The sequence below is a fragment of the Streptomyces sp. NPDC048825 genome (assembly GCF_043198355.1).
GTDB classification, from domain to species: domain Bacteria; phylum Actinomycetota; class Actinomycetes; order Streptomycetales; family Streptomycetaceae; genus Streptomyces; species Streptomyces xiangluensis.
In genome coordinates, this window is sequence record NZ_JBICUR010000002.1 from 658034 (window position 1) to 684599 (window position 26566).

Genomic DNA, 26566 nt, shown 5'->3' on the forward strand with positions numbered 1-26566 from the left:
CCACCGGCTAGCGCTGCAGTGTCAGCACGCCCGGCCGGTACGGCAGGGTGCCGTAGTCCCCGCCGTCGGTGCGGGGGTCGCGCCCCTGGTAGAGGAACTGCAGATTGCAGGGGTCGATGGTCTTGGTCTGGTCGGGGTTGGTGCGCACCACATCGCCGTGGCTGATGTCCCTGGTCCAGGCCGTCGCGCCGCTGTTGGCACTGCCGGCGAAGGGGCTGGTCACGGTGTTGGCCTGCGGCTGCGGTGTCCACGTGCCGCCGAGGCTGGTGGCCGTGAAGGAGCGGAAGTAGCGACCATACCCCGTGTAGTTCTGGGCCTCGACGATCATGAGGTACTGGTTCTGGCCCTGGACCTTGTAGACCTCCGGCGCCTCGAACAGGTTGAGCGCCGTGTCGCTCATGATCTTCGTGAACGAACCGAAGGTGCCCGGGAAGTTGCCGATGGGCATGCTGGCGCGGTAGATGCCGCCCTCGTCGTCGGCGAAGAACATGTACATGTTCGTGTCGTCGCCGATGAGGGTCACGTCGAGGGGGCCCCTCTTCCGGCGCGTGCCGTCGGGATCTACAACGTCCGGGAGGGTGGTCGTGAAGAGATCCTGCTGCGGGCCCCAGCCGTTGGGGTTGGTGGGGTCGCTAGAGGTGCGGTAGGAGAAGCTGTAGGGCCAACCCCCGTTGTAGGCGAGCACCCAGATGTTCTTCGGGGCGAAGTAGAACAGCGTCGGCGCGATGCCGTCGAAGGGAATCGTGTTCTGGGTGGCGGTGGCCATGTCGGACCAGTTCGTGAAGGGGCTGAAGGTCGTCAATCCCCAGCGCCCATCGTTACCGGCGAGCGTGTTGTGCGTCGTGGCATAGACGACGTGCTTGCCGTTGTGGACGACGCTGGTGAAGTCCTTGAGCGAGGCCCACCCCGCCTTCGGCTCCGCCAGCGGGCCGGTCGATGTCCAGCGGTACGTCGACGGAAGATCACACGCGTTGCCCGTCCCGGACAGGCCGGTCCACTTCTGGTTGGCGCCACCGTGGCACGACCAGATCTGCACTCCCGTGCCGTTGGCCTTGCCCCAGCCCGAGACCTCCAGGCACAGCCCGGACCGCACGCCGACGATCGTGCCGTCGGAGTTCACCCGCCACTGCTGGTTGTCACTGCCGTTGCACGACCAGATCTGCACCGCGGCCCCGGACGTGGTGGCGCCGCCCCGGACATCCAGGCACTTGTTGCCGTACACGGTCAGCTGGTTGCTGTCCGTCAACGTCCACTGCTGGTTGATGCCACCGTGGCAGTCCCAGATGTGCACGTTCGCGCCGTCGGTCTGGCTGAAGCCCGCCACATCGAGACAGCGGCCGGAATCAACACCGCGCACGTCGCTGGTGGTGGCCGCCTGAGCCGGGCCGGCGACGAGCAGCGCCGCCAACGCGGCCAGGGCCGCGACCGCGGCGACGAGCACCGCGGACGGGCGTCTGAGACTGAAACTACGTCTTCGCATAAGGACCTCGTCATCCTTGAGCAAGCGGCTCCGGTTTGGCCCGTCAGAGGCTGTCCGGAGGCGGTGTGGTGCGGCCCCGGAGTGTTCGGTATGACGAACATGGGTCGAAGTGTCGAGCAACTGGATAATTAGGGTTCCGGTGATCAGCGTCAATACCTCTCGCAAAATTCGCAAGCCGGAACATTCACAGGCTCAAACCAGGCGGCTTCAAGCCCCGGGTTGTACGGCGCGGTTGGCGTCGGTGATGTCGAACTCCGGCCGGCTTGCCGCCGCACGGTCCCGCAGCAGCTCCACCGCCTCGTCCGGTACGGAGAGGGGGGCGACGGTGAAGACGTGCTCGCCGGACATACCGAGCGTCTGGCGGCTGGTCGCGAGAATGCGCTGGTCGGGGGCTGCGGAGAGGAGAGTGTCCGCCAGTTCGGCGCAGGCGTCGACGAGGTGCTCGCAGTTGTCCAGCACGATCAGGCACTGCCGCTCGGCCAGGTGGTCCGCGAGCTGCTCCAGCGGGGGTCTGGCGGACAGGTCGGGTATGCCGAGGGCGGTGGTGGTGACGGCCGCGACGGCCGCCGGGTCCCGCACCGGCGCCAGGTCCACCAGCCACACCCCGTCGGCAAAGCCCTTACGGGAGGCCGCCGCCACCTCCAGCGCCAGCCGCGTCTTGCCCACCCCACCCACACCGGTGAGCGTCAGCAGCCGTGCCGAACCGAGCCGGCGACGGATCTCGCCAGCTCCCGCCGCCTGCCCACGAACGTTGTGAAGGCCGCCGGGAGGTTTCCTCCTCGTGCGGTCGCGCTGCTCACACGTGAACGCTAAGGAACCTTGGTTGGGGGCAAGGGGCCGGGGGGGCTGCAGCTGTGGTGCTGCGGTACGGGGCGGGAGCCGGCACGGGAGCCATGGCTCGGTGTCGGCTGGCGCTTCACGTGTTGCACTTATTTTGGCCAACGCGGCGAAGGTGCTCCACAATGCCGCCTGCTGTCCGAGATGCCGTGCACCTGAAAAGTGATGCCACGGCAGAGGCTCGCGTGTGGACAGGCGGATTCAATGGCCTTACATTGCTCCTCCTTGAGCCGACCGGATTCGGCCGCGGACCATGCGGGAGTTCTGGTGGGCAAGGGTCTAGGCGCGGTCGTGTGCGTGGCACTCGCAGCGAACGTCACCTTCGCGGCAGCACATCTTGCAGCCCAGACACACCTGTTCGCCGTGCTGAGCCGCATGCCCCAAGGCGAGCCCGTCCTGCGGGCCGAGATGTGGGTGGAGAACCTCTCGGGCATCCAGGTGGCTGCCTTCGTGGGAGCCGGACTTCTCTTCGTGGGCTGGTTCGTTCAGGCATGGGACCGGACGGAGATCCTGCGTAAGCCCTCGGAGTCCGGCCGGCGGTGGTGGCAGAGCCGCACCTGGGCACTGGCCGGCTGGTTCGTCCCGTTCGTCAACCTTGGGGTACCGCTTCTGATAGCCCTTGACATGTGGGAGTCGGGCCGATCCCGAACCACCGCGCGCCGTCGCTCCCGGCTCTGGGTCATCGCATGGTGGCTCACCTTCGTGGCGTGGACCTTTGCGGGACGCTCGGCACAGTCCCTCTACCGGCGGGCCGAACAGACGGACGCGGTCGGGGACGCCCTGCGTACCGGCATGCTCACGGACTCCCTCGGCGTGTTGGCCGCCCTTGCAGCCATCACCTTCGTATGGCAGCTGAATGCTCGTATGGCAGCCGAATCGGGCACGGCTTGTGCGGGGGTACGCGAACAGCGGGCGTGAACTCATGTGGCTTCGTTCAGGTGGCGGCGGTCAGCGCGAGGATGCGCTGCAGGTCGCGGACGGCCACGCCGCCGGATGCCCCGGCGGCGCCACGCATGCCGAAGGCGGCAGTGGCGGGAAATGAGGTCGCCCTCCGGGGGCAGCGGACCGTACCGTCGCCCCATGAAGCTGCTCTCCGTCAATGTCGGCAAGCCCCGCCCCAACCCGTGGAAGGGCATCAGCGCCACGGGCATCGACAAGCGGCCCGTCGACGGCCCGGTCGCCGTGATCGCCCCCGGCCCCAAGGGCACTGGCAGGGTCGGTCTCGTCGGCGACCGGGTCTACGACGTGAAGCATCACGGCGGCTCCGACCAGGCCGTTTACGCCTATGCCCGCGAGGATCTCGACGGGTGGGAGGCTGAGTTGGGCAGGCCGCTCGCGAACGGTGTCTTCGGGGAGAACCTCACGACCGTCGGCCTTGACGTCAACGGTGCCCTGATCGGCGAACGTTGGCGCATTGGACCAGATGTTGTCCTGGAGGTGTCGTGCCCGCGGATCCCGTGCGCGACGTTCCAGGGCTGGCTGGAGCGTGACGGTTGGATCAAGCGGTTCACGCAGGCCGCGCTGCCGGGCGCGTATCTGCGTGTGATCGAGAGCGGCGACATCCGCGCCGCCGACTCGGTGGAGATCGTGGGCCGGCCCGATCATGGCGTGACCGTCGCGCTCGTCTTCCGTGCGATGACACGTGAACCGGAACTGCTGCCGCAACTGCTGGTCGCCGACGCGCTGCCGGAGGAGAGCAAGGAACTGGCCCGCAGGCGTACCACCGCATAGACGATCGACTTCAGGGGGATCGGCTGCGCGCAGGGGACGAGAGAGCCCAAAGTTCCGCATCAAGGGCACCGACGAGACCTGCGAGGTCAAGATCAGACGGGTTACCGCGTACCCGACTTCGAAGCGCTGCTCTCTGCCGGACCTGCGGTTCAGAGGACCCTCGTCATGAACGTGCTGTTGGAGTCGGGCCGATAGTCCCCGAACGGCGTGCATGGGACGAAGCCGAACTTCTCGTACAGCTTCCTGGCGGGCAGAAAGAACTCGGCCGCGCCGGTCTCGAGGCTCAGCCGCGTGAATCCCATGCACTTGGCCTCGGCGATGATGTGCTCCAGCAGCAGGGATGCGATCCCGCTGCGCTTACGCGCCGGAGTGGTGCGCAGCTCCGCGTGACCCGCGTCCAGCCTTTTGATCGCACCGCAGCCCACCACGGTGTCCCCGTCCATGACTGACCAGAACGTGATCTCGGGCTTGCGGAGTTCGTCGAGATCGAGTGCGTGCTTGCTTTCCAGAGGAGTGATGGACCGCATCTGCTGGACGTGCTCGTCGAGGAACCCGGCGATCTCCGCCCCGGAGAGGTCGTCCACCACGATCTTCACGTTGCCCGCCCTTCTTCGGGAGTCTCGGTGCGGCCGATGCTGTCACGTTCCCCAGACTGCTTGAGGTGGAGCCGGTCCGGCTCAGCGGGTCGCCGGGGCGGCGTCCGCGTGCGCGGTGGGCAGGGCTGAGAGGAAGGTGTCGGCCGGCTGGGCGCCGGGGAGACCGTAGGTCCGGAGCGGGCATGTTCCAGCCGCCTCCGCCGAACATCGCCTACGCGGGCGGCAGTTCGGCAGCCGCCGCTACGGCGGGGGCATCGGCCCGCCCGGCCGGCTCCGGCAAGTAGGTCTGCTTCGCAGCGCGCCGCGCCGGCCCGGTTCGGCTTCGGGACCTGCCGCGTCCCGTAGCCGAACCGGACACGGAGAGCACCGAGAGCAGGACGAGCGCGCAGGCCGGGCCGAGTACCGTCCAGGGCGCCAGCTCCACGTACGGCTGGTTCTCCGACAGCAGGCGGCCCCACTCCGGGGTGGGCGGCTGCTCGCCCAGGCCGAGGAAGCCGAGGGAGGCCAGGACGAGGACCGTGGTGGGCAGCCGTAGCAGGGCGTTGCGCAGTACGGGCGGCAGTACGGCGGGCAGGTAGTGGTGGCGCACCAGGTATCGCGGTCCGGCTCCGAAGGAGATCGACGCGAGCAAGTGGCCGCTGGCCCGTTCCTGTTCGAGCAGCGCCGCGGTCTGGGCGGCGTACGGACTCCAGGCGACCACGCACACAGCCAGCGCGGCGCCCCACACGGACGGCCCGGTCACCGCGGTCGTCAGCAGTCCGGCGAGTACGGCCGGCAGCGTCGACACCACTTCGGTCAGGCCCGCACCCACCTGGGTCGCCATGCCGAGCAGCAGCCCGAGGACAACGCTGACCACCGTCACCGCGAGGGCCACGCCCGCGGTACGCAGAGCCCCGTGGCCCAGCCGGGCCAGCAGATCACGGCCGAGCGAGTCCGTGCCCAGCGGATGCGCGGCTGATGGCGACAGCAGGCGGGCCGCCGTGTCCACCTGCAAGGGGTCGCGCAGCAGTCCGGCCACGACCAGGGTGAGCAGGGTGACCGTGCAGAATCCGATGACCCAGGGCAGTGAGCGCGGCCGGGGGAGGGACGGCGGGTGCAGGGCGGGCAGGGCGCCGTCCCGCAGGGCGGGGCCGAGGAGCGCGCGACGTACGGCCTGGATGAGCAGGCCGGCGGCGACTCCGAGCAGGACGAGGACCAGCGTCGCGGTCTGCAACGGCGGCAGATCCTGGGCGATGGCGGCGTCCAGGGCGAGTCGGCCGAGCCCCGGAATGTTGAAGATCTTCTCCACCGCGACCGCCCCGCCGACCAAGGCCACGACGCTCGGCAGGAGCTGCGGGAGCACACCGGCCAGCGTGCGGCGCAGCGCGTGCCGGGCGATATGGCCGGGCGAGAACCCGTACGCGTGCCAGGTCCGCGCCCACGGCTCCTGGAAGGCGGCGGGCAGGGACTGGTCGAGCAGGCTGCCGATCACCGCCCCGGACGGTACGCCCAGGGCGAGTGCGGGCAGCACCATCGCCATCGGTCCCGCCCAGCCGCTCGACGGGAACCAGCCCAGCCATACCCCGCACACGGTGGCGAGCAGCGAGGCGAGCAGGAACTTGGGCAGCGCGGCGAGGACGGCCGCCATGGTGCCCGCCCGGCCCTGTCGCAACTGTCGTCGGGAGCCCAGGTGCAGGGTGCGGGCGCAGACCAGCGCGGCCACAGCGATGGTGACCACGAGAGCGCCCAGCATCAACGTGAGGGAGACGGCGAAGGCGGTCGTCACCTGGGGCAGAACCGGTTCGCCCGACACCCACGAGGTTCCCGCGTCGCCGCGCGGCAGTCCGCCCAGCCACTGCGCAAGATGCGTGAACGGGCCCTCGTCCAGGCCCAGTTGCTCTCGTATGACGGTCAGTTGCGCGGGTGTCGGATCCGCGTCTGCGGAGCGGGCGCGCAGGACTGTCAGCGCCGGGTCGGTCCCGGACAGCCAGGGCAGCAGGGCGACGGCCGTCAGCAGCGCGGTCCCGCCGACGAGGCGGCCGGCCCCCGCGCGCCACCGGGACGGGCGGGAGTCGGCACCGGCCGAAGTGGCGCTCATCTACTTCACATGGGTGTCGACGTCGACCAACGACCGCTCGCGCGGGTCGAGGAGTACGCCCTCGACGTCGGTTGCGATGCCCTGGACGACCTTCTCGTTCACCAGGGGTACGACCGCGTCGGTGCGCAGGATCTCCGCCTCGGCCCGCATGATCTGCTGCTGCCGCCGCTCCGTGTCGCCTTCCCCGGCAGCGGACTTGATGGCCTGGTCGACCTTCGGGTCCTTCAGCCCGGCGATGTTGTAGACGCCGTCGCTGGTGTAGTCGCTCGCGAGGTACGCGACCGCGTCGCCGGTGTCGAGCAGGGTCACGCGGGAGAAGACGAGCGCGTCGTACTTGCCCGCGAGGAGGTCGGCCTCCATCTGCGTGTACTCGCGTATGTCCTGCTTGACGGTGAACCCGGCCTTCTCCAGCTGCTGTTGCAGGACGGTGGCGGCCTCGGGGAGTTCCGCGCGGTTGGTGTAGCCGGCCAGGCGCAGGGTCTTGCCCTTGGTCTTCGCCTTGACGTCGGCGGCGGCCGAGGCGCGCCCGCTCACGGCCACCCGGTTGTCGGCCGCCCAGGGGACGGCGGGCCCGAACAGGCCCTGCGCGGGGTCGGCGTATCCGCCGAAGACCGAGTCGACGAGGGCGCCGCCGTCCACGGCCTCGCGGGCTGCGGCGCGCAGCGTGGCGTCGGTGAAGATGCCGCTTCCGGTGTTGAGGACCAGGCTGTCGGTCCGTACGGAGGGCACTTCGTGACGGGTGTCCTTGTCCAGCAGCTTCGCCTGGGCGGTGGGGATCCACTCGGCGATGTCGACGGCGCCGCCGCGCAGGGCGTTGGCGCGGGCGGTGCCGTCGGCGATCCAGGTCACGTCGACGCCGGGCGCCTTGGCCTTGCCGCCCCAGTGGTCGTCGAAGCGGTCGAGGGCGGCCTTGGTCTTCCCGGTGAGCTTCGTGATCTCGAAGGGTCCGGTTCCGGTGCCGACCGGGCTGACGGTGCCGTCCTTCGCGTACGCCTTCTGGGCGAGGATGCCCAGCGCGGGACTGGCAAGCCGCAGCGGGAGCACCGGGTCGGCGGCCTTGGTCGTGATCGTGACGGTGTCGGCGTCGTCGGCCTTGGCGGTGAGCGTCACATCGCTGAGGACGCGGGGCTTGGGCTCGGCCTGGCCCGCGTGGTCAAGGGAGTTGACCACAGACTCGGCGGTGACCTCGGTGCCGTCCTGGAACGTGGCCTTGCGCAGCTCGAAGGCCCAGGTCGTGGCGTTCACCTGCTTCCAGGACTTCGCCAGCGCGGGCGCGGCGGCTCCCTCCTTGTCCAGCGCGGTGAGGCCTTCGGCCACGGAGAGCTTGCTCAGCACGGTGGCGTCATTGCTGTACGGGGACAGGGCCTGCACCGGCGGCACAGCGAGGGCGACCTTCAGCCGGCCGCCCGATCCCCCCGCACCATCGGTGGCCGAACCGCCCTCGTCCGACACGAAACAGCCGGTCAGCAACGGGCCGAGGGCGAGCGTCGCGAGGAGGCCGCGGGAGGTGGTGCGCATGGTGGGTCCTGTCGTGCGGGAGGCGGGGCAGGCCCCGGCGCATGGCATACGCCTTACGGTGGCAGGGCCGCGCCAGCATATAAGGCAAGCCTTACCAAATTTCAGCGAGGGTGGGTGAAGTCTCAAGCATTGAGACGGTTAAGCCGCTGCCGTCCGAGTTAAGCCATGGAACTTCGCCGGGCGGGGAGGAGTTGGCGATAAGGACGTGCGGAACGCACGCGGACGACCGTAGCGGCAAACGACATGGGCTTAGGCCGAGGTGGCACGGATGGCTATGTGGGACAAGATCAAGGACCAGGCCAAGGGTCTGCAGCAGGCGCAGGGAGCCAGGAGCGCCGGTGGACACGGGCGGAGCGGCTCACGGTCCTCCGGGGGGTCGAAGGCTCAGATGGTGAGCATGCTCAAGTCCCAGCTCACGTCCCTCAAGACGGAGTTGAAGAGCGGCTCCTACCGGGACGCCAGCATGGCGATGTGCGCCCTGGTCGCCGCCGCCGACGGGAGCGTCGACCCGGCCGAGCGGCAGCATGTGGAGGGGCTGATCGTCCAGAACGACGTCCTGCAGAACTTCCCGCCCGAGCAGCTGCGGCAGCGCTTCAACAAGCATGTCGACCAGCTCGCGTTCAACTTCCAGCAGGGCAAGGCCGAGGTCCTGCAGGAGATCGCCAAGGCCGCGAAGAAGCCGGCGGAGGCCAGGGCGGTCGTGCAGACCGGCTTCGTCGTCGCGGGTGCGGACGGATACATCGCGCCCGCCGAGGAGCAGGTTCTGCGTGAGGCCTGCTCGGTACTCGGGCTGTCCGCCCAGGAGTTCGGCCTCTGACGACGCCTTACGAGCGGACGGTCACAGCCGGCCTGACAGGGTCATCGGCCGCCCGGCTCGGGCCGCCCGGCTCGGGCCGCCCGGCCGGTGGTCCAGGCCGGCGGCTTCGCGGCCGGGGCCTCGACGACGGCGGGGCACGGCCAGGGGCCGCGGCCGTCGTCGGCGCGCGGGCCAAGCCGGGGAGCGCCCTCAGCGCTCGTCATGGCGTACGGCCTCGTCATGGCGTACAGACTCGTCATGGCGTACGGCCTTCAGGGGCCGCGAGGCGGGCCGCGATGTCCGCGCGCAGTGCCTTCTTGTCGATCTTGCCGACCTTGGTGGCGGCCAACTCCTCTACGCACACAAGGCGTTCGGGCAGTTTGAAGCGGGCGACCCCGGCTTCCTCCATAGCGGCGCGGAGCGCGTCCAGGGTCGGGGCGGGGCGGCCGGGTCCGGGTACGACGTAGAGGCAGACGCGCTCGCCCAGGACGGGGTCGGGCATGGCCACGGCCGCCACCTGGCTGACGCCGTCGGTCAACTCGTAGACGAGGTTCTCGACTTCCTCCGCGGAGACCTTCTCGCCGCCCCGGTTGATCATGTCCTTGTCGCGGCCTTCGACGACGAGATTGCCCTCGGGCGTACGGCGGCAGATGTCGCCGCTGCGGTACCAGCCGTCCTCCGTGAACGCCCGCTTGTTGTGCTCGGGGGCGCGGTAGTAGCCGCGCGGGGTGTAGGGGCCGCGGGTGAGCAGGGAGCCGGGCTCCCCGTCGGGTACGTCCTGATCGAGTTCGTCGACCAGCCGTACCTCGTCGTCGGGGCACATGGGGCGGCCCTGGGTGGTGCAGATGACGTCCTCGGGGTCGTCGAGGCGGGTGTAGTTGAGCAGGCCCTCGGCCATGCCGAACACCTGCTGGAGTGTCGTACCGAGTACGGGACGGATACGGCGGGCCAGTTCGTCGGCGAGCCGGGATCCGCCGACCTGGAGCACGCGCAGGCTCTCCATCTTCTGTGCCCCGTGCTGCTCGGCGTGTTCCAGCCAGCGTCCGGCGACCGCGGGCACGACCGCGGTGTGGGTGACCCGCTCCGCGGCGGCGGTGGCGAAGACCCGGACCGGTTCCGGGCTCGGGAGCATCACCACTCGGCCGCCGGCCAGCAGGGTGCCCAGGATTCCGGGGCAGGCCAGCGGGAAGTTGTGCCCGGCGGGCAGGCTCACCAGGTAGACCGTGTCGGCGTCGACGCCGCTGACCTCGGCGCTGGCACGGGCGTTGTAGGCGTAGTCGTCGTGGGTGCGGGCGATCAGTTTGGGCAGGCCGGTGGTGCCGCCGGAGAGCAGGAACACCGCGACGTCGCGGCTGCCGGGTGCGGCGGCGTCCAGCCGGGCCCGGTCGGCGGCGGGGTCTCTCCCGGGCGCGCACAGGGCGCGCAGGTCCAGGCTGCCGGGGCCGACCTCGTCTCCCGCGACCAGTACGTGCCAGGGGCCCGGGGCCTCCTTGCCGAGCTCGTGGGCGAGCGCCTGGTGGTCGAAGTCGCGCAGCCGGTCGGGTACGGCGATGGCGGCGGCCTCGGAGTGCGCGGCCAGGTAGGTCAGTTCGAGGCGGCGGTGCGCGGGCAGCGCCATCACCGGCACGATCCCGGCGCGCAGGCAGGCCCAGGTCAGGACGGTGAACTCCCAGCCGTTGGCCAGCTGGACCACGATCCGGTCGCCGGGGGCGAGTCCGCGGTCGAGCAGCCGTACCGCCAACGCGTCGGCGCGGTCGGCGAGTTCGGCATACGTCAGGCGGAGCTCGCCGTCGACGAGTGCGGTCGCGTCGGGCGTACGGTCGGAGCTCTCGCGCAGCAGGTCCCCCAGCGGGCGGCCGGCCCAGTATCCGGCCGCCGTGTAGCGGTCGGCGTCGGGCTTCGGCCAGGGGACGGTGCCCTCACTGATGGGTGCGGCCATCAGTCACCACCTTCTTCTTGTGCCATTTCGGCAGCTCCAGCAGCGATACACACAGCATCCAGCGCCACGAGGCCGTGAGCGGTGATCCGTAGTGGGTTGATTTCGATCTCGGCCAGTGCGGGGTGGGCGGCAAGCAGGTCGCCGAGCGCCGCCGTCACCTCGCCGAGGGCGGCTCTGTCCAGTACGGGCCCGCCGCGCCAGCCGTCGAGGAGGGCGCATCCGGCCAGGTCGGCAGGCATGGTCGCGGCTTCCGTCGCGGTGAGCGGGGCGAGCCGGATGCTCACGTCCGCCAAGGCCTCGGCGGTGGTGCCACCGAGGCCGACCAGGACGACCGGGCCGAAGACGGGGTCCCTCCGGGCGCCGACCACGAGGTCCACGCCGGCCGGGGCCATCGACTCCACCAGAAAGCGGGGTGCCTGCGGCGCTTCGGGGGGTGCCTCCTCGATCGCGACAGCGAGGCGGACTGGCGCTCCGTCGCCCGCGGCGCCGCTGCGGCCATCGGCCGCCCCGCCGCTCGCGTCTGCGACACGCATGGCCGCCTCCTCGATCGCGTCGAGGGCCGCGTCCAGCTCGGCCGGGGTGCGTACGCCGAGCCGGACTCCGCCGATCTCGGTCTTGTGCAGTACGGCCGCGTCCAGCAGCTTGACCGCCACCGGGCCGGGCAGTTCGGCCAGCGCCCGGTGGGCAGCGGCTCGGTCGGCGCAGGCCCGGCGGGGCATGGTCGGTACGCCCAGCCGGTCCAGGATCGTCTTGGCCCGGTCCTCGTCCCAGGGGCCCGGGCCCGGCTCCACGGCCATCGACCCCCGAGGCGCAGCCGCCCCGGTCGACCCGGCCGTCGTACGGTGCCGGGCGCGGGCGTCCGCCAGCAGCGCACCGGTCATGGCGGCGAGCCCGTGCGGGTCGCCCGCCACCGGGACGCCCCGCTCCAGCAGGGCGCGGCGTACCCGTCGTACGCCGTCGCCCGCGCCGCCGACTCCGAGCAGCAGCGGCACGCTGTACCCGGCCGCGTCCACGGCCTCGACCAGGTCGAAGGCGGCCGGTTCGTGGAGTGCGTACCCGGCGATGAGGTCCACGGCCGGGTCGGCGGCCACCGTGTCCAGTACGGCGCCGAAACCGGGGCCGGGCCGGCCGGTGTCGACCGGGTTCGCCTGGTACGTCAGCGGCGGCAGCACCTCGGCCAACGCGCGCCGGGTGTCCGCGGTCAGTTCGGGCACGGCGGCGCGGCGCCCGCGCAGGTCGTCCAGGAGCAGCAGGCCAGGGCCGGCCTGGGCCGTCACCACGCCCACCCCCGGGTCGGCGGCCGCGGGAAGTCGTACGAGCGACAACGCGCCCACCGCGTCGACCAGTTCGCGTTCGTCGTCCACGAGCACGGCACCGGCCTGGGCGAGGGCCGCGCGGGTGGTGCGCCAGGAGGTGGCGAGGGCGCCGGTGTGGGAGGCGGCGAAGGCGCCGACATCGTGGCGTCCGACGACGAGCGCGACGACCGGGCGGATGGCGGCGAGCCGGGCGACCGCGCCCGTCAGCCGGCGCCCGTCGGCAACGGACTCGATGTGCAGGGCTACGGCGCCGGTCTGCGGGTCGCCTGCCAGGTGCTCCAGCACATCTGCGGCCGTGACGTCGACGCCGTTGCCGAGCCCCACAGCGAGGCTCACGCCGTGCCCTGCCTCGCTCAGCAGGAAAGCCAGCGCGTGGTTGACGCCCCCGCTGGCCGCCACGACGGCGACCCGGCCGGACGGCACGTCGGCGGCGCCGGGCACGAAGCTGGCTGTGAGTCCCCCGCCGGGCGCGAGGAACCCGGAGGTGTTCGGCCCGAGCAGCCGGATCCCGGTCCGCTGGACCACGTCGGCCAGCTCACGCTGATACCGCTCACCGTCCCCTCCGGCCTCGGCGAACCCACCCCCGTAGACCACGGCGGCCCGCGCCCCGGCCTTGGCGGCCTCGGCAACGGCGTCCGCGCACACCCTGGCCGGCACGCAGACCAGGGCGAGATCCACGGGCCCGTTCTCTGCGGCCTCCTCCACCGACCCGTAGATCCCGGAGGCAGGCTCCGGATCACGCGCGTTGACGAGCGCCACGTACCCGGGAAATCCGGCAACGGAACGGGCCAGCGCGGCCCCCAGCTTCGCCGGGTCCCGGGAGGCACCGATGACGGCGATGCCGCGCGGGGCGAAGAGCGGGCCGAGTCCGCCGAGCCCGTCGGATGACTCGGGGACCGCATCGCCCGGGGTCCGGCTCTGGCCCGGCCTCGCGACCGGGCCGGGGCGGGGGGAAGGCTCCACCGTCACGGACGGCCCGGCAGCGGCCTTCGCCGTCGCCATCCCAGCCGCCGTGGCGGCCGTCGTCTCCGGCCCACCTCCCACTGCCCCGTTCAACGGGTCACCTCCCAAGCCGCCACGGCGTCGGCAGCAGCGCCGACCAAATCCGTCCGACCGGACAGCACGGCCGTGACCGCGCGGTCCCGGTCCAGCGTGTCGTCGATCAACAGGGCGGGCAGGTCGTGGTGCAGGCGGGCCCGCTCCGTGAGCAGGGCGCGGGTGTGGGCCGTGCCGCCGTTCACGGCGGCGAGGACGGGACCCGCGTCCGCCAGGGAAGCCAGTCGCGCGTACGCGGCGGCCAGGCCTGATTCGTCGTCCGGAGCCGTGATCCGGGCCCCCCAGGGCCCCGGCGCGTCCGGCGCCGACTCACTCAGCGGCAACGGATCCCCGGTGCCGCCCACCACGGCGGTGCCGTCGGGCTCCACCAGCATGACCCGGCTGGGCAGCTGCCACGTAGCGAGGTCGAACGGGGTGTCCAGGGGATCGGAACCGCCGTGCCGCACCTGCCAGCGGTCGTGACTTGCGCGTACGAAGTCCGGCGCCCGTCGCGCCAAGCGGCCGTCCGTGATGCTGCGGGACAGGAAGTGGTACGCGAACTGCCAGGGCTCGAAGGCCTCGTGGTACTCGCCGAAGTGTTCCCACCAGCCCAGGCTGGGCCGGGCCGCGTTCTGGATGGCCTCCACCGAAGGGCGGGCGGCGGCCTCGTACACGGCGAGCGCGGCCGGGAGGTCGTCGCCGTGCTTGGCGAGGGCGGCCGAGAGCGCGATCGCGTCCTCCATGGCCATCTTCGTGCCGGAGCCCACGGAGAAGTGCGCGGTGTGCGCGGCGTCGCCGAGCAGGACGACCGGGCGCGGCTCGGTGACGTACCAGTGGCGGGTGCGCCGGGTGCGGAAGTTGCCCCAGCGGGAGTTGTTGACCAGGAGCCGGCGTCCGTCGATCTGCTCGGCGAACAGCTCCTCCAGGTACGCCTTCGTCGCCAGGTCGCTCCGGCCGGGCGGCTGCGTCACGTCGAACGCGTCCAGCCCCGCCGCCCGCCACGTCGTCTCGTCGGTCTCCACGATGAACGTGCTCACGTCCTCGCTGATCGGGTAGCCGTGCACCGCGAACACGCCGTGGGGACCGCGTTCGTGGACGAAGGTGAGCCCGTCGAACATGTAGTCCGTGCCGAACCAGATGAACTTCGCCGTCGCCGTCTCGACGGACGGCTCAAAACGCTCCTCGATCGCCGTACGAATCCGCGACGACGTGCCGTCGGCGGCGACCACGAGGTCGTAACCCTCCAGGTCGGACAGCGACCCCTCGGTCTCGAACCGCAGTTCCGCGCCCAGCTCACGGGCTCGCTCCTGGAGCAGCCCGAGCAGGGTACGGCGAGCGATCGCGGCCATGCCGTTGCCGCCGCAGCGGATCCGCTCGCCCTTCAGCCGTACCTCGATGTCCTCCCAGTGCCGGCCGTGCGCGTCCAGCGCCTCACGGAGCACGGGGTCCGCCTCGTGGATTCCGGCGAGCGTCCGGTCGGAGAACACCACACCGAAGCCGAACGCGTCGTCGGCCCGGTTGCGTTCGAAGACCGTCACCTCGGCCGACGGGTCGGCCTGTCGGATCAGGGCAGCGAAGAACAGCCCGCCCGGTCCGCCGCCGACGACTGCGATACGCATGGTCAGCCCCTCACCAGGGTGTTACGGCACGCGGGTGTCAGATGCGCGGCCTCGAAGTCGGCGTAGAGCCTCTCCAGCGCGGCGCGTTCTTCGGTGATCGTCACGGGCGGACTCACTCCTTTGGGATACCTGAGCCCAACGTACGACATTGAAACAACGGTCGTCTAGATTCTGAAACACATAACTTCGCCGACGCACTTTACGCAGCGGACCCCGGCGGTCGCGCACGAACCGCGCGGACCGCATGAACCGCGCGGACCAACCCTGGGCCTCGCCTGGCCCCCTGCCCCCTGGCCTCCCCGGCTCTCCGCCGACCCTCGCGGCGCGCACCCGTTCAGCCGCCCGCCGCGCCGATCACCTCGTCGACGTACCCCTCCGCCTCCGCCCGCAGCAGTCCATGGGCCTCCAGGAACACCTCGTGGAGGCGGCGGCCGGCCCAGTCCTCGGGGAGCAGCTCGGGAGGCAGGTCCGGGTCCCGGAACGGCAGCAGGCGGTAGTCGTGGATCAGGCGCATGCGCTCGACCAGCGCGTCCCGGCCGCGTGGCACCCCGGCGCGGTAGTCGGCGAGGCGGGGCCGGTAGCGGTCGAGCAGCTCGCCGCACTCCTTGTTCAGGCCCGTCAGATCCCAGGACCGGGCCGCCATGTCCCGGTCGGCCGCGGCGGACTCGGAACGGGCATGCAGCGCGTCGATCCGTACCGCGGACTCGTTCGCGAAACTCTCCCTGACCTCCGCGATCCGGTCGTGCGGACTGATCCACACCGACGCCGACAGCATGCCGAAGCCCAGCCAGGACAGCTTCTTGCGCAGTTGCTCGCGCAGCGCCCGGTCGGCCTCGGGCACCGAATAGATGACCATGTGCCACTGGCCGTCCCACGGTCCGGGCGCCCGGGCGAAGATCCGCTCCCGGCCCTCGTCGAGGAGCCGCCACGAGGCGTCGGTGAGAACATATGCGGTCTCCCTGCCCTCCCTGCGGGCATCGAGCCAGCCCTCCTTGCGCATCCGGGCGGCGACCACCCTGACCGTGCTCTCGGGGACGTCGAAGCAGTCCATCAGCGCGACCAGAACACGCAGCCGGGCCTCGCCGCCCCGGTAGCGCAGATAGTCGCCGAACAGGTCGAAGACCAGCGACCGCGGTTTCACAAGCACCTCCTGGGACCCGAGCGGGCCCTGCCCCTATATGTGTCAACCTCTTGACGATCGTCTCACAGGCGAAGGATATTTCACCCATACGACGGCCGTCACCGTGGCGGCACCCTTCGCGTCAAAGGAGACGCCATGGCAGACACCTTCGTTCTCATCTCCGGCGCCAGTCACGGCGGCTGGACCTGGCGTCTGGTGGCCGAGCGGCTGCGCGCCGCCGGTCACCTCGTACTGGCCCCTGACCTGCCCGGCCTCATCGACGGCGCCGACCCCAGGGCGCACAGCCTGGCCGACGTCGGCGACTTCATCGTCGACTTCGTCGAACGGCACGATCTGCGCGACGTCACCCTGGTCGCGCACAGCTGGGGCGGCTACCCGCTCACCGCCGCGGCACCACGACTGGCCCCCCGGCTGCGCAAGCTCATCTACTGGAGCGCGTTCGTCCCGGCGGAGGGGCGATGCCTGCTGGACGAGGTCCCGCCGGACTACGCGCAGATGTTCCGGCAGGTCGCCGCCGCCTCCGGCAACGACGGCATCGTCTTCCCGTACGAGGTCTTCACGGCGGCCTTCATGCAGGACGGCGACGAGAGCACCCAGCGCCTGGTCCATGAACTGCTGGTGCCGCAGCCTCTGCGCTACTTCACCGAGACGGTCACCCCCATCGACCCGGCCGCGCTCGGCGTCCCCGCCTCCTACGTCGTCGGCACCGAAGACCTGGCCCTCCCGCCGGGCGAGTACGGCTGGACGCCCCGCTTCCCACAGCGCCTCGGCCCCGACACCCCGGTCATCGAGTTCGCCGGCACCCACGAGGCCCAGTTCACCCGGCCCGACGAGCTGACGGCCGCGCTGCTCAAGGCATGAGCGACACGCGACCGTAAACGAACCGCCCCGGCTGCATGGGATGCAGCCGGGGCGGTTTGCGTGACGTGCGCTTCAGGCTCGTACGGGCACCGCGTCCGGCGTGGGGACGGCGGCCCGCCGGCCCTTGGGGAGCAGGAGGACCATGAGCGCCCCCGCGGCGGCCGGAATGGCGAAGGCGTAGAAGTTCCACTCCGTTGCCAGGTCGGAGGCGAGCAGGATGCCGCCGAAGGTCGGTCCTACGACCGCGCCGAGCCGTCCGATGCCCAGGGTCCAGCCCAGCGCGGTCGCGCGGACCTCGGGCGGGAAGTGCATGGCGACGTACGCGTTGACCATGATCTGCGTGCCGATGGTGCCGAAACCCGCGACCGCCACCAGCCCGTACATCACCCACGAGGCCGTCGGCGAGCTCAGCAGGTAGATGGACAGGGCAGCCGCGACGAACGTGACCGCGGTGACCGGCTTCATGCCCAGCCTGTCGCCGACCGGCGCCACCAGGATGGACCCGACCGCCGCGCCGACGTTCATCATCACCAGGAACAGCAGCGAACTCGACAGCGGATAGCCCGCCGACTTCATGATCTGCGGCAGCCAGGTGTTGAGCCCGTACACCAGCAGCAGACCGAAGAAGCTGGTGATCGCGAAGAGCATGGCGGGCCCGAAGTGACGCCTGCTGAACAGGGCGGCGACCGGGCTCTTCGCGCGCTGCCCGGACGCGGAGGACGCCGCCTCCGGCAGGGGCGTACCCAGTCTCTCGGCCAGTCGCGCGGCCTCGTCGGTACGGCCCTTGGCGACGAGGTAGCTCAGGGATTCCGGCAGGTGGCGCCACAGCAGCGGGACGACGATCACGAGCGGGGCGGCGCCGATCCAGTACATGATCCGGAAGCCGAACGCCGGCATGAGCGCCAGAGCCAGCGTGGCGGCGAGTATGCCGCCGACCGGGTAGCCGGCGAACATCAGCGCGTTGTTCAGGCTCCGTCGGTGGGCCGCCGAGTACTCGGCGGTCAGGGCGATCGCGGTGGGCATCACACCACCGAGGCCGAGCCCGCCGAGCAGCCGGAACAGCCCGAAGAGCTCGGCGCTCGGCGCCATCGCACAGGCCACCATGGACAGCGAGAACCAGCTCACGCTGATCAGCAGCACCTTCCGCCGGCCGACGGCGTCGGTCGCCACTCCGGCGACCAGTGCGCCGACCAGCATCCCGACGAGGGCGTAACTGCCGATCACCCCGGCCTCGGGCGCCGTCAGCCCCCAGGGCTCGTACTGCATCAGGGCCGGCACCGTGGCCCCGTAAACGATCAGGTCATACCCGTCGAACATGATCACCGCAAAGCACAGCCCCAAGACCGTGAGTTCACTGCGGCTTCTGGAACGGACGTCTCCTGGCGTCATTGCCACCACCATCCTGTACGGCTCTTGAGTGGAGCCACCGATGCCGGGGAGTATGTGCCATCTGTAAAACGGACGTCAATAATCTGACACGAATCGATGCGCTGGCCTGCGCAGGTTCCTGCTGAACGATCCGGTTTCGCTACAACGAGAAGACGGCCGTGATCAATACACGAGTGTGTGAGCTGCCCCTCCAGACTTTCGCAAGCCATCACAGAGCAAGCCGGCAGGGAGCCGATACGGTTCCGGCTCCCTGCCAGGACGCCCATTCCCGTCAGGGGCGGGCGTAGGGCCGGGTCATGATCTCCATGTTGTGGCCGTCCGGGTCGTCGAAGTACGCGCCGCGACCGCCGAACAGACGGTTGATCTGGCCGGGTTCGGTGTGGCTGGGGTCGGCGTAGTAGGTGACGCCGACCGCCTCCAGACGGGCGATCATGGCGTCGAACTGCGCGTCGGGCACGAGGAACGCGTAGTGCTGCGGCTGGATCGACTCGTCGCGCTTCTCGTAGTAGTCGAGCGTCACGCCGTTGCCGAGGTCGACGGGCAGGAACGGCCCGAACGGGGCGCCGACCTTCAGGCCCAGGATCGCGGCGATGAACTCGGCGGACAGCTGCCGGTCGCCGGCGTAGACGGCGGTGTGGTTGAGCTGGACGGTGGCCGTCGGGGGCTCGGGTTCGTGCGGGGACTGCTGGTCGTAGGACATGGGTGATGTGTCTCCGGGGTCAGCTGGGGGGGGCGCCGCGGCGGGCGCCGTGAGGGAAAACGCGGAGAGGGGGCGGGCCTCGGGCCCTCACCCACTCTCGGTATCGCTCGAGCGGGGAGACCCCCACCGCGCTCACGCCAAGGCCGGGACCCTCACTCGTGCGTGGCCCATGGCCGACCCGGCAGTCACCCGACCGACCCTAGTTACCACCACGGGAGTGGGGCAACGCCGTTTGCCGCGCAGGCTCATCGCCGTCCGCCGGGCGGTCCACCACTTCCGCACAGCGTCTATAACGCTTTCCGCGCCTCCGACCAAGTACAGGTGAAGTGCCGTAGGAAGCAAGCCCGGAGAGAGTCCGAACGTCCGAGGAGAAGGAGCCGCCGAGTGGATGGCGCGGAACGGGAACGGATACGAGGTGGGCCCGCCGCGGCGGTACGTGACCCGCAGCTCTTCGAAGCGTTCTACCGGCGCCATGTGGACGCGGTGCTGCGTTTCGTGGCCCGGCGCGTCGACGATCCCCACACCGCGGCGGACCTGACGGCCGAGATCTTCCTCGCCGTTCTCGACTCGGCCCACACCTACCGCCCGCGCCTCGGCAGCGAGACGGCCTGGCTGTACGGCATCGCCCGCAACATCGTCTCGTCGGAGCGCCGCCGCGTGGCCCGGGAGGCCGAACGCGACCTGCGCTTATCCGGAAGACGGCTGCTGGATGCCGACGACATCGCCCGCCTCGAGGACAAGCTCGACGCGGAGAGCCCGGGGCGGCGCGTACTGGCCGCCCTCGCGAAGCTCCCCGAGGGCGAGCGGGCCGTCATGGAGCTGGTCGCGGTGGACCAGCTCACCGTCACTGAGGCAGCCGCCGCACTGGGCATCCGCCAGGTCACGGCCCGGGTCCGCCTCCACCGGGCGCGCAAGGCGCTGCGGGGGGAGGCGGACGCCAAAGCCGAGTGGGACTTCGAGGTCGCGGCGAATTCCAAGGCCGCTGCAGAGTCCAAGGCCGCGGCAGAGTCCAGGGCCGTGGAGACGCCGGACGCATCACTGCTGTACGTCATCAGGGGAGAGGCATGAGTACGAGGCCGACTTTCGAGGACCGGCTGCTCGGCGAGCTGAAGCGGGAGATCGAGCTCCGCGAGGCAGAACCGAACCCCTCCGCGCGCCGCCTGTTCACGCCTCGCCGGATCGCACTCGCCGCGGCGGCCTGTGCGCTGGCAGGGCTCGCCGTCGTGTTCGTCCCGGGTTCAGCGGCCGACTCGAAGGCGTACGCGGTGGAACGCCACGACGACGGCAGCGTTACGCTCACCATCAAGCACCGGAACATCGGCATCGAGACCCAGCAGGAACTCGCAAGGCAAATGCGCCCGTGGGGCATTCAGGTGGAGGTGACCTGCGAGTCCAAGTCATGGGGCACCGACGCTGTCCTCGCGCTTACGGCGATTAATGAGCAGGACGTCCCTGAACGTCTCGGCGCCTGGTCAACCACCCTGGATCGGGGCAGCAAGCTGGTCCTCGAGAACACCGCCAGGCCGTTGACCAAGGACGAAATCAAGCACTACGAGGTCAAGCCCTGCGTCCCGGTGAAGGCCACCCCGCCCGACAACTCGCCGACGGATTAGCCGAGGCGCATCTACGTGAATCCCCTACCCCCCGCTCCCCCACGCCCGAACCCGTCACTCTCCGCATCATCACGATTACCCACCGCCAATTCGCCATCCGACCCACCCCGCTCAGCCTGGCTGGACGCCCTGCGCGGCATCGCCGCCCTCGTCGTGGTCTTCGACCACTCCTCGTACGCCTTCATGCCGGATCTCCGGCGGGAGTTGATGCCGGAGTTCAACACCAGCCGCTACGGCATCATGGTGTTCTTCCTGGTGAGCGGCTACATCATCCCCGCCTCGCTCGAACGCCGGGGCTGCGTCCGGACGTTCTGGATCGGACGGCTCTTTCGCATCCACCCCCTGTGGGCGGCCGTCGTCATCACGCTCCTCGCCCTCAACCAGCTGGGCATCGCGGAGATCCGCACCGACTTCGACGGGCAGAGCGCCACCACAGTCGCCCTCGCCCACATCACCCTGCTCCAGGAACTGCTGGGGACGCCCAATCTGCTCCTCGTCCTGTGGACGCTCTCGTACGAGATGGCCTTCTACCTGCTGGTCGTCGCCCTCTTCACGGTCCGCCGGCACCAGCGCTCGGCAGCGGTCGCCGTCACACTGGCAGTGCTCGCCGCCGTGAGCGTGACGGCAGGGGCAACGCTCCCGGTCTCCGCCCTCTCCGGCACTATCGGCACCGGCCCGCTGATCGCGATCGCCTCGATCACGATGGTGGTCGCCATCTGCTGTGCGAGTGCCGGCGCACCTCAACTTCGCTTATTCGGGAGCGTGTTGGGCGGCGTACTGGCACTCGCCCTGGTCCCTCTCAACGGCACCGTCCCCCTGTGGGAGGGCCTGGTGATCCTCGCCGTGATGTTCCTCGGCACCGCCATCTACCGGGCCGAGCACGGTCAGTGCACCTGGCGGTACGCAGCCTGCACAGCCGCCGTGGTGGTGGCCTGTGGCATCGGGAGTGCGTACGGGCACGGCGACGGGGCCTTCTTCACCCGGCGCGGCTGGATCGCGTCGTTCCTGCTGGCCGTGCTCACCTTCGGCATCGGACTGGCGTTGCGCCGCAGGCGGATCCCGCGCCTGCTGACCGGACTCGGAACGATCAGCTACTCCGTCTACCTAGTCCATCCCGTGCTGCTCGCGGTGAGCGACGGCACGATCGGCCGGGCCCGGCAGCGCGACAGTCTCATGCTCGAAGTGACGTTCTTCGCCGTGCTGTTGCCGCTGTGCGTGCTGACCCACCGTTACATCGAAGCGCCGGGCCAGGCGTGGGGCCGGAGACTGGCACGACGCGTTCGGCCGCCGTGACGGGAGCCCTCCTAGTGACAGCGCTCAGACCTTCTCAACCAGCACCCGCGGATGATCGACGAGAAGTATCCCGATGTCCTCCACATCGGACGTCAGGATGGTCACCCGGCCGGAATACTGCACGGCGGTCGCACCGAGCATGGCGTCGATGGCGTACTTGTGCCCGTGCAGCCCGGCCCCCCGCAGCAGGGTCGCCGCCGACTGGGCCACGGCCTGCGAGACCGGTTCCACGTGAAGCCGGGACAGCGTCCACTTCAGGGCGGCGTCATTGATCTTCGGATGGATGACCTCGACCAGCACCGCGGCAGAGGTGACTACGCGATAGTCCGCCTCACGTGCCGCTGTCAGCCATTCGTGGACCTCCCGGTCCCGCTGTACGGCCTTGGCGAGACCTTCGCTGTCGAGCACGAGCGCACCGGTCACGCAGCTGCCCCCGCGCCATCCGCACCGCCCGTGAGCCGGGCCCGCTTGGCCGCCACAGCAGCCGGGTCGGCCGGCCCGTGCACCTTGTCGAAGTCCGCGATCAACTCATCGAGGTTGTCGCGCTCGATCTGCCGCTGAGCCGCCCGCTCCAGGTACGCGGACACCCCACGCTTGCCGACCCGCTCACGGATCGCCCGGAGGGTACCGGCAGCCAGGGTCACGGAGATCCCGCTGCTGGGGCCGTCACCGGGAAGGAAGTCGTCATCGTCAGCCATGACTTTATTATGGCATTGACAATGCCATAATGGCGCCTTCAGTCCGGCAGAGGCCGAACCGGGCCACGTCCGTGGACGTGGCCCGGTTCGGTGGCGGCAGAGGCAGGCGCACCGACATCGAGCACATCGAGTCCGACCTGTAGCCCCCGAACTCCGGGTGCCACGGACCAGCCGGTCCGGGGCGCGCTCACATATCCGCGGGGTCCCACGCGCGCCGTCCAGCGCATCCGCGTTCAGTCTCACCACCGTGCGCCCCCGATCGGGTCCTGCTCCGACCAGCCCGGCGAGTCGGCGTACGAGCGTGCCGTGCCCAGCCAGTAGCCCTCGGGACGCTGCCACTCCTCCATCGGCTCCACGGATGTACAGCGACGGCTCCTTCCCACTGCGGGCGCAGTGGGAAGGAGCCGTCGGCCGGCCGCCGGGACCGCTCGCGTCAGCGGGTGCCGAGCAGGGCGCGCCAGGTCTCCGGGCCGATGACGCCGTCGACCTGCAATTGGTGGTTCTGCTGGAAGGCGACCGCCGCCGACTTCGTCTTCGAGCCGAACCCGCCGTCGACCGCGAGGCCGTAGCCGTAGACGTTCAGCTGCGTCTGCGCCGCCTTCACCGCCTGGCCGGACGAGCCGTACTGCACCGTCTTGATCAGCTTTGACCAAGTGTTCGGGCCGATGACGCCGTCAGCGGCCAGGGACTGGGACTTCTGGAACTGGATCACCGCGGAGCGGGTGTTCGGGCCGAAGACGCCGTCGGCCTCGAGCGTGTAGCCCCGCGCGGTCAGCAGCTGCTGGGCGGACCGCACGTCCGCACCCTTGGAACCGCTCTGGAGGATCGGCCAGGAGACACCCGGGGACGGGAGCTGCCCGCCGCCACCGCCATCACCCAGATTGACCGGGCGGAAGGGGTCGTAGTTGTCACTGCCGATTCCGTAACTGAGCTGCCGGTGGGTCGTGCCGTACGTACCGCGCTGTTCGTACGCCCAGTAGGCGCTGTGCGACGTGTTGGCCCACTTCTCGAAGATCACTACGTGACGGAAATCGCCGTCAGTGGTGCTGTAGTCGAGCAGCAGGTCACCCTTCTTGAGCTGACTCGTGCTGCTGAGCCGCGTGGTGACGCGCGAGTCGGCCAGCCCGACGGTGTTCAGGCCGGGCTTCCCCAGCCCGAGCGCCATGGAGACATAGCCGGAGCAGTCCTGGCGGTAGCCGTCCTTCCAAGTGCGCTCCATGCTGTAGGGGACCGGGGCTCCGTTGTTGGCCGTGAGCCAGGTACGGGCCCGGTTGATCATCGTGTCGGGCGAGAGCGTGGCCGTGGCCATGGTCGACAGCTCGCTGACCTGGGTGACGAGCTTGCTGTCGGCCTCGGGCTCGGGCCCGTAGTCGGTGTCCTTCTGGGCGGCGACCGTCGCCGGCTCCGAGGAGTCGCTGTCGGCGAGCGACGGTACGACGGCGATTGCGGCCGCGACACCTCCGGCGGCGACGCCTATGAGAGTGACCTGCGCGCGGCGCGTGAGTCGGCTGCGAAGAGACATGATTCCCCCGTGTTCCTTTTGTTGTGGCACGCCGAGCCGAGTGGGGGGCCCGGCGTTGTTGCGAAGGACGGGACTAGCCAGGCGGTTTCGTCCGGATCACTGGGTGGACCGGAGGGGACGCACGCGGCCTGTCCCCTCCTGCACGAGGGGACGGGCCACGTGGGTCAGGGGCGCCAGCCGTCCTTGATGCGGCCCTGCGGCACCTGCCAGGTGCCGCTGCACTTCCCGTCGTCGGGGTCGCGCCAGATCTTGATGGCGTCGGCGTCGTTCGCCTGGCTGCCGACTGACGGCCCTCGGAAAGACATGTGGTCAGCTGCAGGTGCGGTAGTTGTAGCCCGCGAGGCGCCAGGCACCGTCCTGGACGAACCCGTACCGGTTGTTGTCGTCGCGCCTCAGGGTGAAGTCGTTGGCCGCGCCGTCGTACTTGAGGTAGAGCGTCCCGGACGTGCTGCCCGAGCTGTACCGCAGCTTGTTGTCCGCCCTGCCGAGCGTCAGGGGGCCGACCCGTCCGTCGTTGTCCAGGCCCCAGCGCGTCTGAAGCCGCTTGCTGGCGTATGTGGTGTTGGAGCCGAAGATGCCGTCGATGTCCGCGTAGTCGTAGGCGGTGCCGTTGCTCTCCGTCGCGCCCTCGGCCCAGAGGATCTTCTGCCACAGGCAGGTGGCGTTGGACCTGGCGTAGCTGCCGGACGACAGCGTTCCCTCGTTGCTCCAGTCGTCCGTCCATGTGGTGCCGTAACCGGTGAAGTACCCCTGGGCGGAGGTGGCCGAGGCGGGCGAGGCGCTCACGGCCAGCGCGCCCGTCGCGACGGCGGCGGTGACGGCGGCTGCGAGGCGGGTCCGAGTCGTACGGAAGTTCATTGTGTTCCTTCCCCAGTTGGCGTGCGTTTTCCGGCGCCGACCGCACCGGCCGGCTCCGCGACGAGACTGCGGGTTCGGCGTGATGTTCGGCCACAGCTGACGCAGAAGTGACCTCATCCCGGGACATCCCGCGCGCTGACCTGCGGAGATGCCGCCCGCCGAGTCCCTGCGGCGGGACTGCGGCGAGAGGGAGTGGCTGATTCTGTGTGGGCGGCGTGCTCACTCTGTGATCCCCGTGACAGCTGATGCAGAATGAGGCCGGGACTCGGGGCCGGGCCCGCAGTCCCGAACGCGAGTGGGGGGAAGCGTGTCGCGCTGGAAAGAACTGCCCGCAGAACTGCATCCAGACGTCCACCAGTTGATCGTGCGACTGCGCCGGCTGAAGGACCGCAGCGAACTGAGCACGCGTCAACTGGCCGCGAAGACCGGGTACAGCGCGAAGTCGTGGCAGCGGTATCTGAACGGCAGGTCCCTGCCGCCCCGGGAGGCCGTCGAGGCGATGGCCCGCGTCGGCGGTGACGATCCGGCCCGGCTGCTGGTGCTGCACGAGATCGCCGCCCAACGCTGGGCGGAGGGACGGGTGGTCACCACCGACACCCCCGAGGACCTCTCCGCGACACCGGAACACACCTCCACGGAGCGGCAGCCGTACGGGCGGCACCTGCGCGTCGCGGTCACGGCGGGAGCCGTGGTCACGGCGCTGTCCGTCTCCGCCGCGCTCCTGCTGGCCGTGCGGCTCACCGAGGCCCGTGCCCAGCTCGCGCGCGACCGCAGCGATGCTGTCGCGGCGGCCCCGGCCACCCTGTCGGCGTCCACGGTGCCAGTCATCTACACCTGCCGGCTGGAGCAGCGTGACGGCCGCTGGTACGCGGGCCTGAGCCGGACCACGGACATCCTCCTGTCCAACACCCACGTGGGGCTCGAAGTGGCCGAGGCGCAGTGCCTGCTGCACCGGGCGGGCACTGCGCCAGGGGACATCGACGGCATCTTCGGCCCCAAGACGCGGCGAGCGGTCGAGCGCATGCAGAAGCGGAACGGGCTGGTCGTGAACGGAGTCATCGACCCGCCCACCTGGCAGGCCCTGCGGGAGGCGGATCCGAAGTGACCGCGGAACACACCCGGCTGGTCGCGGCGCTGCGGGAGCTGCGGGCCGGTGCGGGGCTGAGCCTGGCGGCGCTGGCGGAGCGGACGGCGTACAGCAAGTCCTCGTGGGAGCGTTACCTCAACGGCAAGAGCCTGCCTCCTCGCCAGGCCGTACAGGAACTGTGCCGGCTCGCGAACGAACCGGACGGGCGGCTGCTGGCCCTGTGGGAGATCGCCGAGTCGCACTGGAGCGGACGCGCGGTGGCCCCCGCACCCGCCCCTCCCACGGACGAGTCGCCGCGGCCACATCCTCAGGAGTCGGGGGGGCCCCCCCCCCCCCCGCGGGGGGCGCCGCCCCCGCGGGCGGGCCCCCCGGGGGGGGGGGGGGGGGGGGCCCCCGGGGGGGGGGGGGGGGGGGGGCGCCCCCCCCCGGGGGCCCGGGCGCCGCGGCGGGCACCCCGAGC

General features: G+C 70.5%; 26 protein-coding genes. 9 read left to right on the forward strand and 17 right to left on the reverse strand.

Translation table 11 applies throughout. From position 1 onward, the window contains the following. Nucleotides 1-7 precede the first annotated feature (7 nt). Nucleotides 8-1480, reverse strand: coding sequence for a non-reducing end alpha-L-arabinofuranosidase family hydrolase (locus ACGFNK_RS08510; protein ID WP_393413197.1), 1473 nt, complete (start codon nucleotides 1478-1480; stop codon nucleotides 8-10). A 207-nt stretch (nucleotides 1481-1687) separates the two neighbouring features. After that, nucleotides 1688-2155: a hypothetical protein gene (locus tag ACGFNK_RS08515; RefSeq protein WP_393413199.1), complete on the reverse strand. Its 468-nt coding sequence runs from the start codon at nucleotides 2153-2155 to the stop codon at nucleotides 1688-1690. Nucleotides 2156-2542: 387 nt separating this feature from the next. Here ACGFNK_RS08515 and ACGFNK_RS08520 point away from each other — a divergent pair, with 387 nt between their 5' ends. Both ACGFNK_RS08520 and ACGFNK_RS08525 read left to right on the forward strand, forming a co-directional pair. Beyond that, the gene (locus ACGFNK_RS08520; RefSeq protein ID WP_393413201.1) at nucleotides 2543-3235 is read left to right on the forward strand and encodes a DUF4328 domain-containing protein; all 693 of its coding nucleotides are present in this window, start codon (nucleotides 2543-2545) and stop codon (nucleotides 3233-3235) included. Nucleotides 3236-3397: 162 nt separating this feature from the next. Next, nucleotides 3398-4048: an MOSC domain-containing protein gene (locus tag ACGFNK_RS08525; protein WP_393413203.1), complete on the forward strand. Its 651-nt coding sequence runs from the start codon at nucleotides 3398-3400 to the stop codon at nucleotides 4046-4048. A gap of 149 nt (nucleotides 4049-4197) precedes the next feature. On the opposite strand, the gene ACGFNK_RS08530 is transcribed toward ACGFNK_RS08525, so the two are convergent. The 3 genes from ACGFNK_RS08530 to ACGFNK_RS08540 form a co-directional block, all read right to left on the reverse strand. Continuing rightward, nucleotides 4198-4644: a GNAT family N-acetyltransferase gene (locus ACGFNK_RS08530; protein ID WP_393413205.1), complete on the reverse strand. Its 447-nt coding sequence runs from the start codon at nucleotides 4642-4644 to the stop codon at nucleotides 4198-4200. A 211-nt stretch (nucleotides 4645-4855) separates the two neighbouring features. Beyond that, nucleotides 4856-6721 carry an ABC transporter permease subunit gene (locus tag ACGFNK_RS08535; protein WP_393413207.1) on the reverse strand — a complete coding sequence of 622 codons (1866 nt, stop codon included), beginning with the start codon at nucleotides 6719-6721 and terminating at the stop codon, nucleotides 4856-4858. Continuing rightward, entirely contained in the window at nucleotides 6722-8239 is a 1518-nt protein-coding gene (locus tag ACGFNK_RS08540; protein WP_393413209.1) for an ABC transporter substrate-binding protein, read from the reverse strand. A 268-nt stretch (nucleotides 8240-8507) separates the two neighbouring features. Here ACGFNK_RS08540 and ACGFNK_RS08545 point away from each other — a divergent pair, with 268 nt between their 5' ends. Continuing rightward, nucleotides 8508-9056: a tellurite resistance TerB family protein gene (locus ACGFNK_RS08545; protein ID WP_386342456.1), complete on the forward strand. Its 549-nt coding sequence runs from the start codon at nucleotides 8508-8510 to the stop codon at nucleotides 9054-9056. A gap of 41 nt (nucleotides 9057-9097) precedes the next feature. On the opposite strand, the gene ACGFNK_RS08550 is transcribed toward ACGFNK_RS08545, so the two are convergent. The 5 genes from ACGFNK_RS08550 to ACGFNK_RS08570 form a co-directional block, all read right to left on the reverse strand. Continuing rightward, entirely contained in the window at nucleotides 9098-9295 is a 198-nt protein-coding gene (locus ACGFNK_RS08550) for a hypothetical protein (RefSeq protein ID WP_393413211.1), read from the reverse strand. Continuing rightward, nucleotides 9292-10974, reverse strand: a complete 1683-nt coding sequence (locus tag ACGFNK_RS08555) for a (2,3-dihydroxybenzoyl)adenylate synthase (RefSeq protein ID WP_393413213.1) — start codon at nucleotides 10972-10974, stop codon at nucleotides 9292-9294. Before ACGFNK_RS08555 ends, ACGFNK_RS08550 begins: the two co-directional genes overlap by 4 nt. Beyond that, on the reverse strand, nucleotides 10974-13346 hold the full coding sequence (locus tag ACGFNK_RS08560) for an acetate--CoA ligase family protein (protein WP_393413215.1): 2373 nt from the start codon (nucleotides 13344-13346) through the stop codon (nucleotides 10974-10976). The genes ACGFNK_RS08555 and ACGFNK_RS08560 overlap by 1 nt, the downstream gene beginning before the upstream one ends. Continuing rightward, the gene (locus ACGFNK_RS08565; RefSeq protein ID WP_393413217.1) at nucleotides 13343-14944 is read right to left on the reverse strand and encodes an FAD-dependent monooxygenase; all 1602 of its coding nucleotides are present in this window, start codon (nucleotides 14942-14944) and stop codon (nucleotides 13343-13345) included. Before ACGFNK_RS08565 ends, ACGFNK_RS08560 begins: the two co-directional genes overlap by 4 nt. A 334-nt stretch (nucleotides 14945-15278) precedes the next feature. Next, nucleotides 15279-16085, reverse strand: coding sequence for a PaaX family transcriptional regulator C-terminal domain-containing protein (locus ACGFNK_RS08570; RefSeq protein ID WP_388674469.1), 807 nt, complete (start codon nucleotides 16083-16085; stop codon nucleotides 15279-15281). Between the two features lie 135 nt (nucleotides 16086-16220). Here ACGFNK_RS08570 and ACGFNK_RS08575 point away from each other — a divergent pair, with 135 nt between their 5' ends. After that, on the forward strand, nucleotides 16221-16946 hold the full coding sequence (locus ACGFNK_RS08575) for an alpha/beta fold hydrolase (RefSeq protein WP_393413220.1): 726 nt from the start codon (nucleotides 16221-16223) through the stop codon (nucleotides 16944-16946). A gap of 72 nt (nucleotides 16947-17018) precedes the next feature. On the opposite strand, the gene ACGFNK_RS08580 is transcribed toward ACGFNK_RS08575, so the two are convergent. Further along, nucleotides 17019-18263, reverse strand: coding sequence for an MFS transporter (locus tag ACGFNK_RS08580; protein ID WP_393413222.1), 1245 nt, complete (start codon nucleotides 18261-18263; stop codon nucleotides 17019-17021). Nucleotides 18264-18606: 343 nt separating this feature from the next. Beyond that, nucleotides 18607-19035, reverse strand: coding sequence for a VOC family protein (locus ACGFNK_RS08585; RefSeq protein WP_393413223.1), 429 nt, complete (start codon nucleotides 19033-19035; stop codon nucleotides 18607-18609). Nucleotides 19036-19419: 384 nt separating this feature from the next. On the opposite strand from ACGFNK_RS08585, the gene ACGFNK_RS08590 reads away from it, so the two are divergent. The 3 genes from ACGFNK_RS08590 to ACGFNK_RS08600 all read left to right on the forward strand — a co-directional run bounded on the left by ACGFNK_RS08590 (nucleotide 19420) and on the right by ACGFNK_RS08600 (nucleotide 21941). After that, entirely contained in the window at nucleotides 19420-20103 is a 684-nt protein-coding gene (locus ACGFNK_RS08590) for an RNA polymerase sigma factor (protein ID WP_393413225.1), read from the forward strand. Then, a complete protein-coding gene (locus ACGFNK_RS08595) occupies nucleotides 20100-20648 on the forward strand; it encodes a hypothetical protein (protein WP_393413227.1) in 549 nt (182 codons plus the stop codon). Before ACGFNK_RS08590 ends, ACGFNK_RS08595 begins: the two co-directional genes overlap by 4 nt. A 120-nt stretch (nucleotides 20649-20768) precedes the next feature. After that, nucleotides 20769-21941 (forward strand): acyltransferase family protein, encoded by a 1173-nt coding sequence (locus ACGFNK_RS08600; protein ID WP_393413293.1) that lies wholly within the window; start codon nucleotides 20769-20771, stop codon nucleotides 21939-21941. 24 nt (nucleotides 21942-21965) lie between these two features. On the opposite strand, the gene ACGFNK_RS08605 is transcribed toward ACGFNK_RS08600, so the two are convergent. The 5 genes from ACGFNK_RS08605 to ACGFNK_RS08625 form a co-directional block, all read right to left on the reverse strand. Continuing rightward, nucleotides 21966-22364: a type II toxin-antitoxin system VapC family toxin gene (locus ACGFNK_RS08605; protein WP_393413229.1), complete on the reverse strand. Its 399-nt coding sequence runs from the start codon at nucleotides 22362-22364 to the stop codon at nucleotides 21966-21968. Further along, nucleotides 22361-22639, reverse strand: a complete 279-nt coding sequence (locus tag ACGFNK_RS08610) for a hypothetical protein (RefSeq protein ID WP_393413231.1) — start codon at nucleotides 22637-22639, stop codon at nucleotides 22361-22363. The genes ACGFNK_RS08605 and ACGFNK_RS08610 overlap by 4 nt, the downstream gene beginning before the upstream one ends. A 433-nt stretch (nucleotides 22640-23072) precedes the next feature. After that, nucleotides 23073-24161, reverse strand: coding sequence for a peptidoglycan-binding protein (locus ACGFNK_RS08615; RefSeq protein ID WP_393413233.1), 1089 nt, complete (start codon nucleotides 24159-24161; stop codon nucleotides 23073-23075). 164 nt (nucleotides 24162-24325) lie between these two features. After that, nucleotides 24326-24466 (reverse strand): hypothetical protein, encoded by a 141-nt coding sequence (locus tag ACGFNK_RS08620; protein ID WP_393413235.1) that lies wholly within the window; start codon nucleotides 24464-24466, stop codon nucleotides 24326-24328. Between the two features lie 4 nt (nucleotides 24467-24470). Then, entirely contained in the window at nucleotides 24471-25019 is a 549-nt protein-coding gene (locus tag ACGFNK_RS08625) for a peptidoglycan-binding protein (RefSeq protein WP_393413237.1), read from the reverse strand. Nucleotides 25020-25326: 307 nt separating this feature from the next. Here ACGFNK_RS08625 and ACGFNK_RS08630 point away from each other — a divergent pair, with 307 nt between their 5' ends. Then, the gene (locus ACGFNK_RS08630) at nucleotides 25327-26124 is read left to right on the forward strand and encodes a peptidoglycan-binding protein (protein ID WP_393413239.1); all 798 of its coding nucleotides are present in this window, start codon (nucleotides 25327-25329) and stop codon (nucleotides 26122-26124) included. Beyond that, nucleotides 26121-26566 (forward strand): helix-turn-helix domain-containing protein (locus ACGFNK_RS08635; RefSeq protein ID WP_393413241.1); only part of this gene is annotated, 446 nt, incomplete at its 3' end. The genes ACGFNK_RS08630 and ACGFNK_RS08635, both read left to right, overlap by 4 nt.

What these genes read in the sequence shown, in the direction of transcription:
- ACGFNK_RS08510 (WP_393413197.1), bottom strand. Translation starts at nt 1,480, where the DNA reads ATGCGAAGACGTAGTTTCAGTCTCAGACGCCCGTCCGCGGTGCTCGTC.
- ACGFNK_RS08525 (WP_393413203.1), top strand. Translation starts at nt 3,398, where the DNA reads ATGAAGCTGCTCTCCGTCAATGTCGGCAAGCCCCGCCCCAACCCGTGG.
- ACGFNK_RS08535 (WP_393413207.1), bottom strand. Translation starts at nt 6,721, where the DNA reads ATGAGCGCCACTTCGGCCGGTGCCGACTCCCGCCCGTCCCGGTGGCGC.
- ACGFNK_RS08540 (WP_393413209.1), bottom strand. Translation starts at nt 8,239, where the DNA reads ATGCGCACCACCTCCCGCGGCCTCCTCGCGACGCTCGCCCTCGGCCCG.
- ACGFNK_RS08545 (WP_386342456.1), top strand. Translation starts at nt 8,508, where the DNA reads ATGGCTATGTGGGACAAGATCAAGGACCAGGCCAAGGGTCTGCAGCAG.
- ACGFNK_RS08550 (WP_393413211.1), bottom strand. Translation starts at nt 9,295, where the DNA reads ATGACGAGTCTGTACGCCATGACGAGGCCGTACGCCATGACGAGCGCT.
- ACGFNK_RS08555 (WP_393413213.1), bottom strand. Translation starts at nt 10,974, where the DNA reads ATGGCCGCACCCATCAGTGAGGGCACCGTCCCCTGGCCGAAGCCCGAC.
- ACGFNK_RS08565 (WP_393413217.1), bottom strand. Translation starts at nt 14,944, where the DNA reads ATGCGTATCGCAGTCGTCGGCGGCGGACCGGGCGGGCTGTTCTTCGCT.
- ACGFNK_RS08575 (WP_393413220.1), top strand. Translation starts at nt 16,221, where the DNA reads ATGGCAGACACCTTCGTTCTCATCTCCGGCGCCAGTCACGGCGGCTGG.
- ACGFNK_RS08580 (WP_393413222.1), bottom strand. Translation starts at nt 18,263, where the DNA reads ATGTTCGACGGGTATGACCTGATCGTTTACGGGGCCACGGTGCCGGCC.
- ACGFNK_RS08585 (WP_393413223.1), bottom strand. Translation starts at nt 19,035, where the DNA reads ATGTCCTACGACCAGCAGTCCCCGCACGAACCCGAGCCCCCGACGGCC.
- ACGFNK_RS08595 (WP_393413227.1), top strand. Translation starts at nt 20,100, where the DNA reads ATGAGTACGAGGCCGACTTTCGAGGACCGGCTGCTCGGCGAGCTGAAG.
- ACGFNK_RS08610 (WP_393413231.1), bottom strand. Translation starts at nt 22,639, where the DNA reads ATGGCTGACGATGACGACTTCCTTCCCGGTGACGGCCCCAGCAGCGGG.
- ACGFNK_RS08615 (WP_393413233.1), bottom strand. Translation starts at nt 24,161, where the DNA reads ATGTCTCTTCGCAGCCGACTCACGCGCCGCGCGCAGGTCACTCTCATA.
- ACGFNK_RS08620 (WP_393413235.1), bottom strand. Translation starts at nt 24,466, where the DNA reads ATGTCTTTCCGAGGGCCGTCAGTCGGCAGCCAGGCGAACGACGCCGAC.
- ACGFNK_RS08625 (WP_393413237.1), bottom strand. Translation starts at nt 25,019, where the DNA reads ATGAACTTCCGTACGACTCGGACCCGCCTCGCAGCCGCCGTCACCGCC.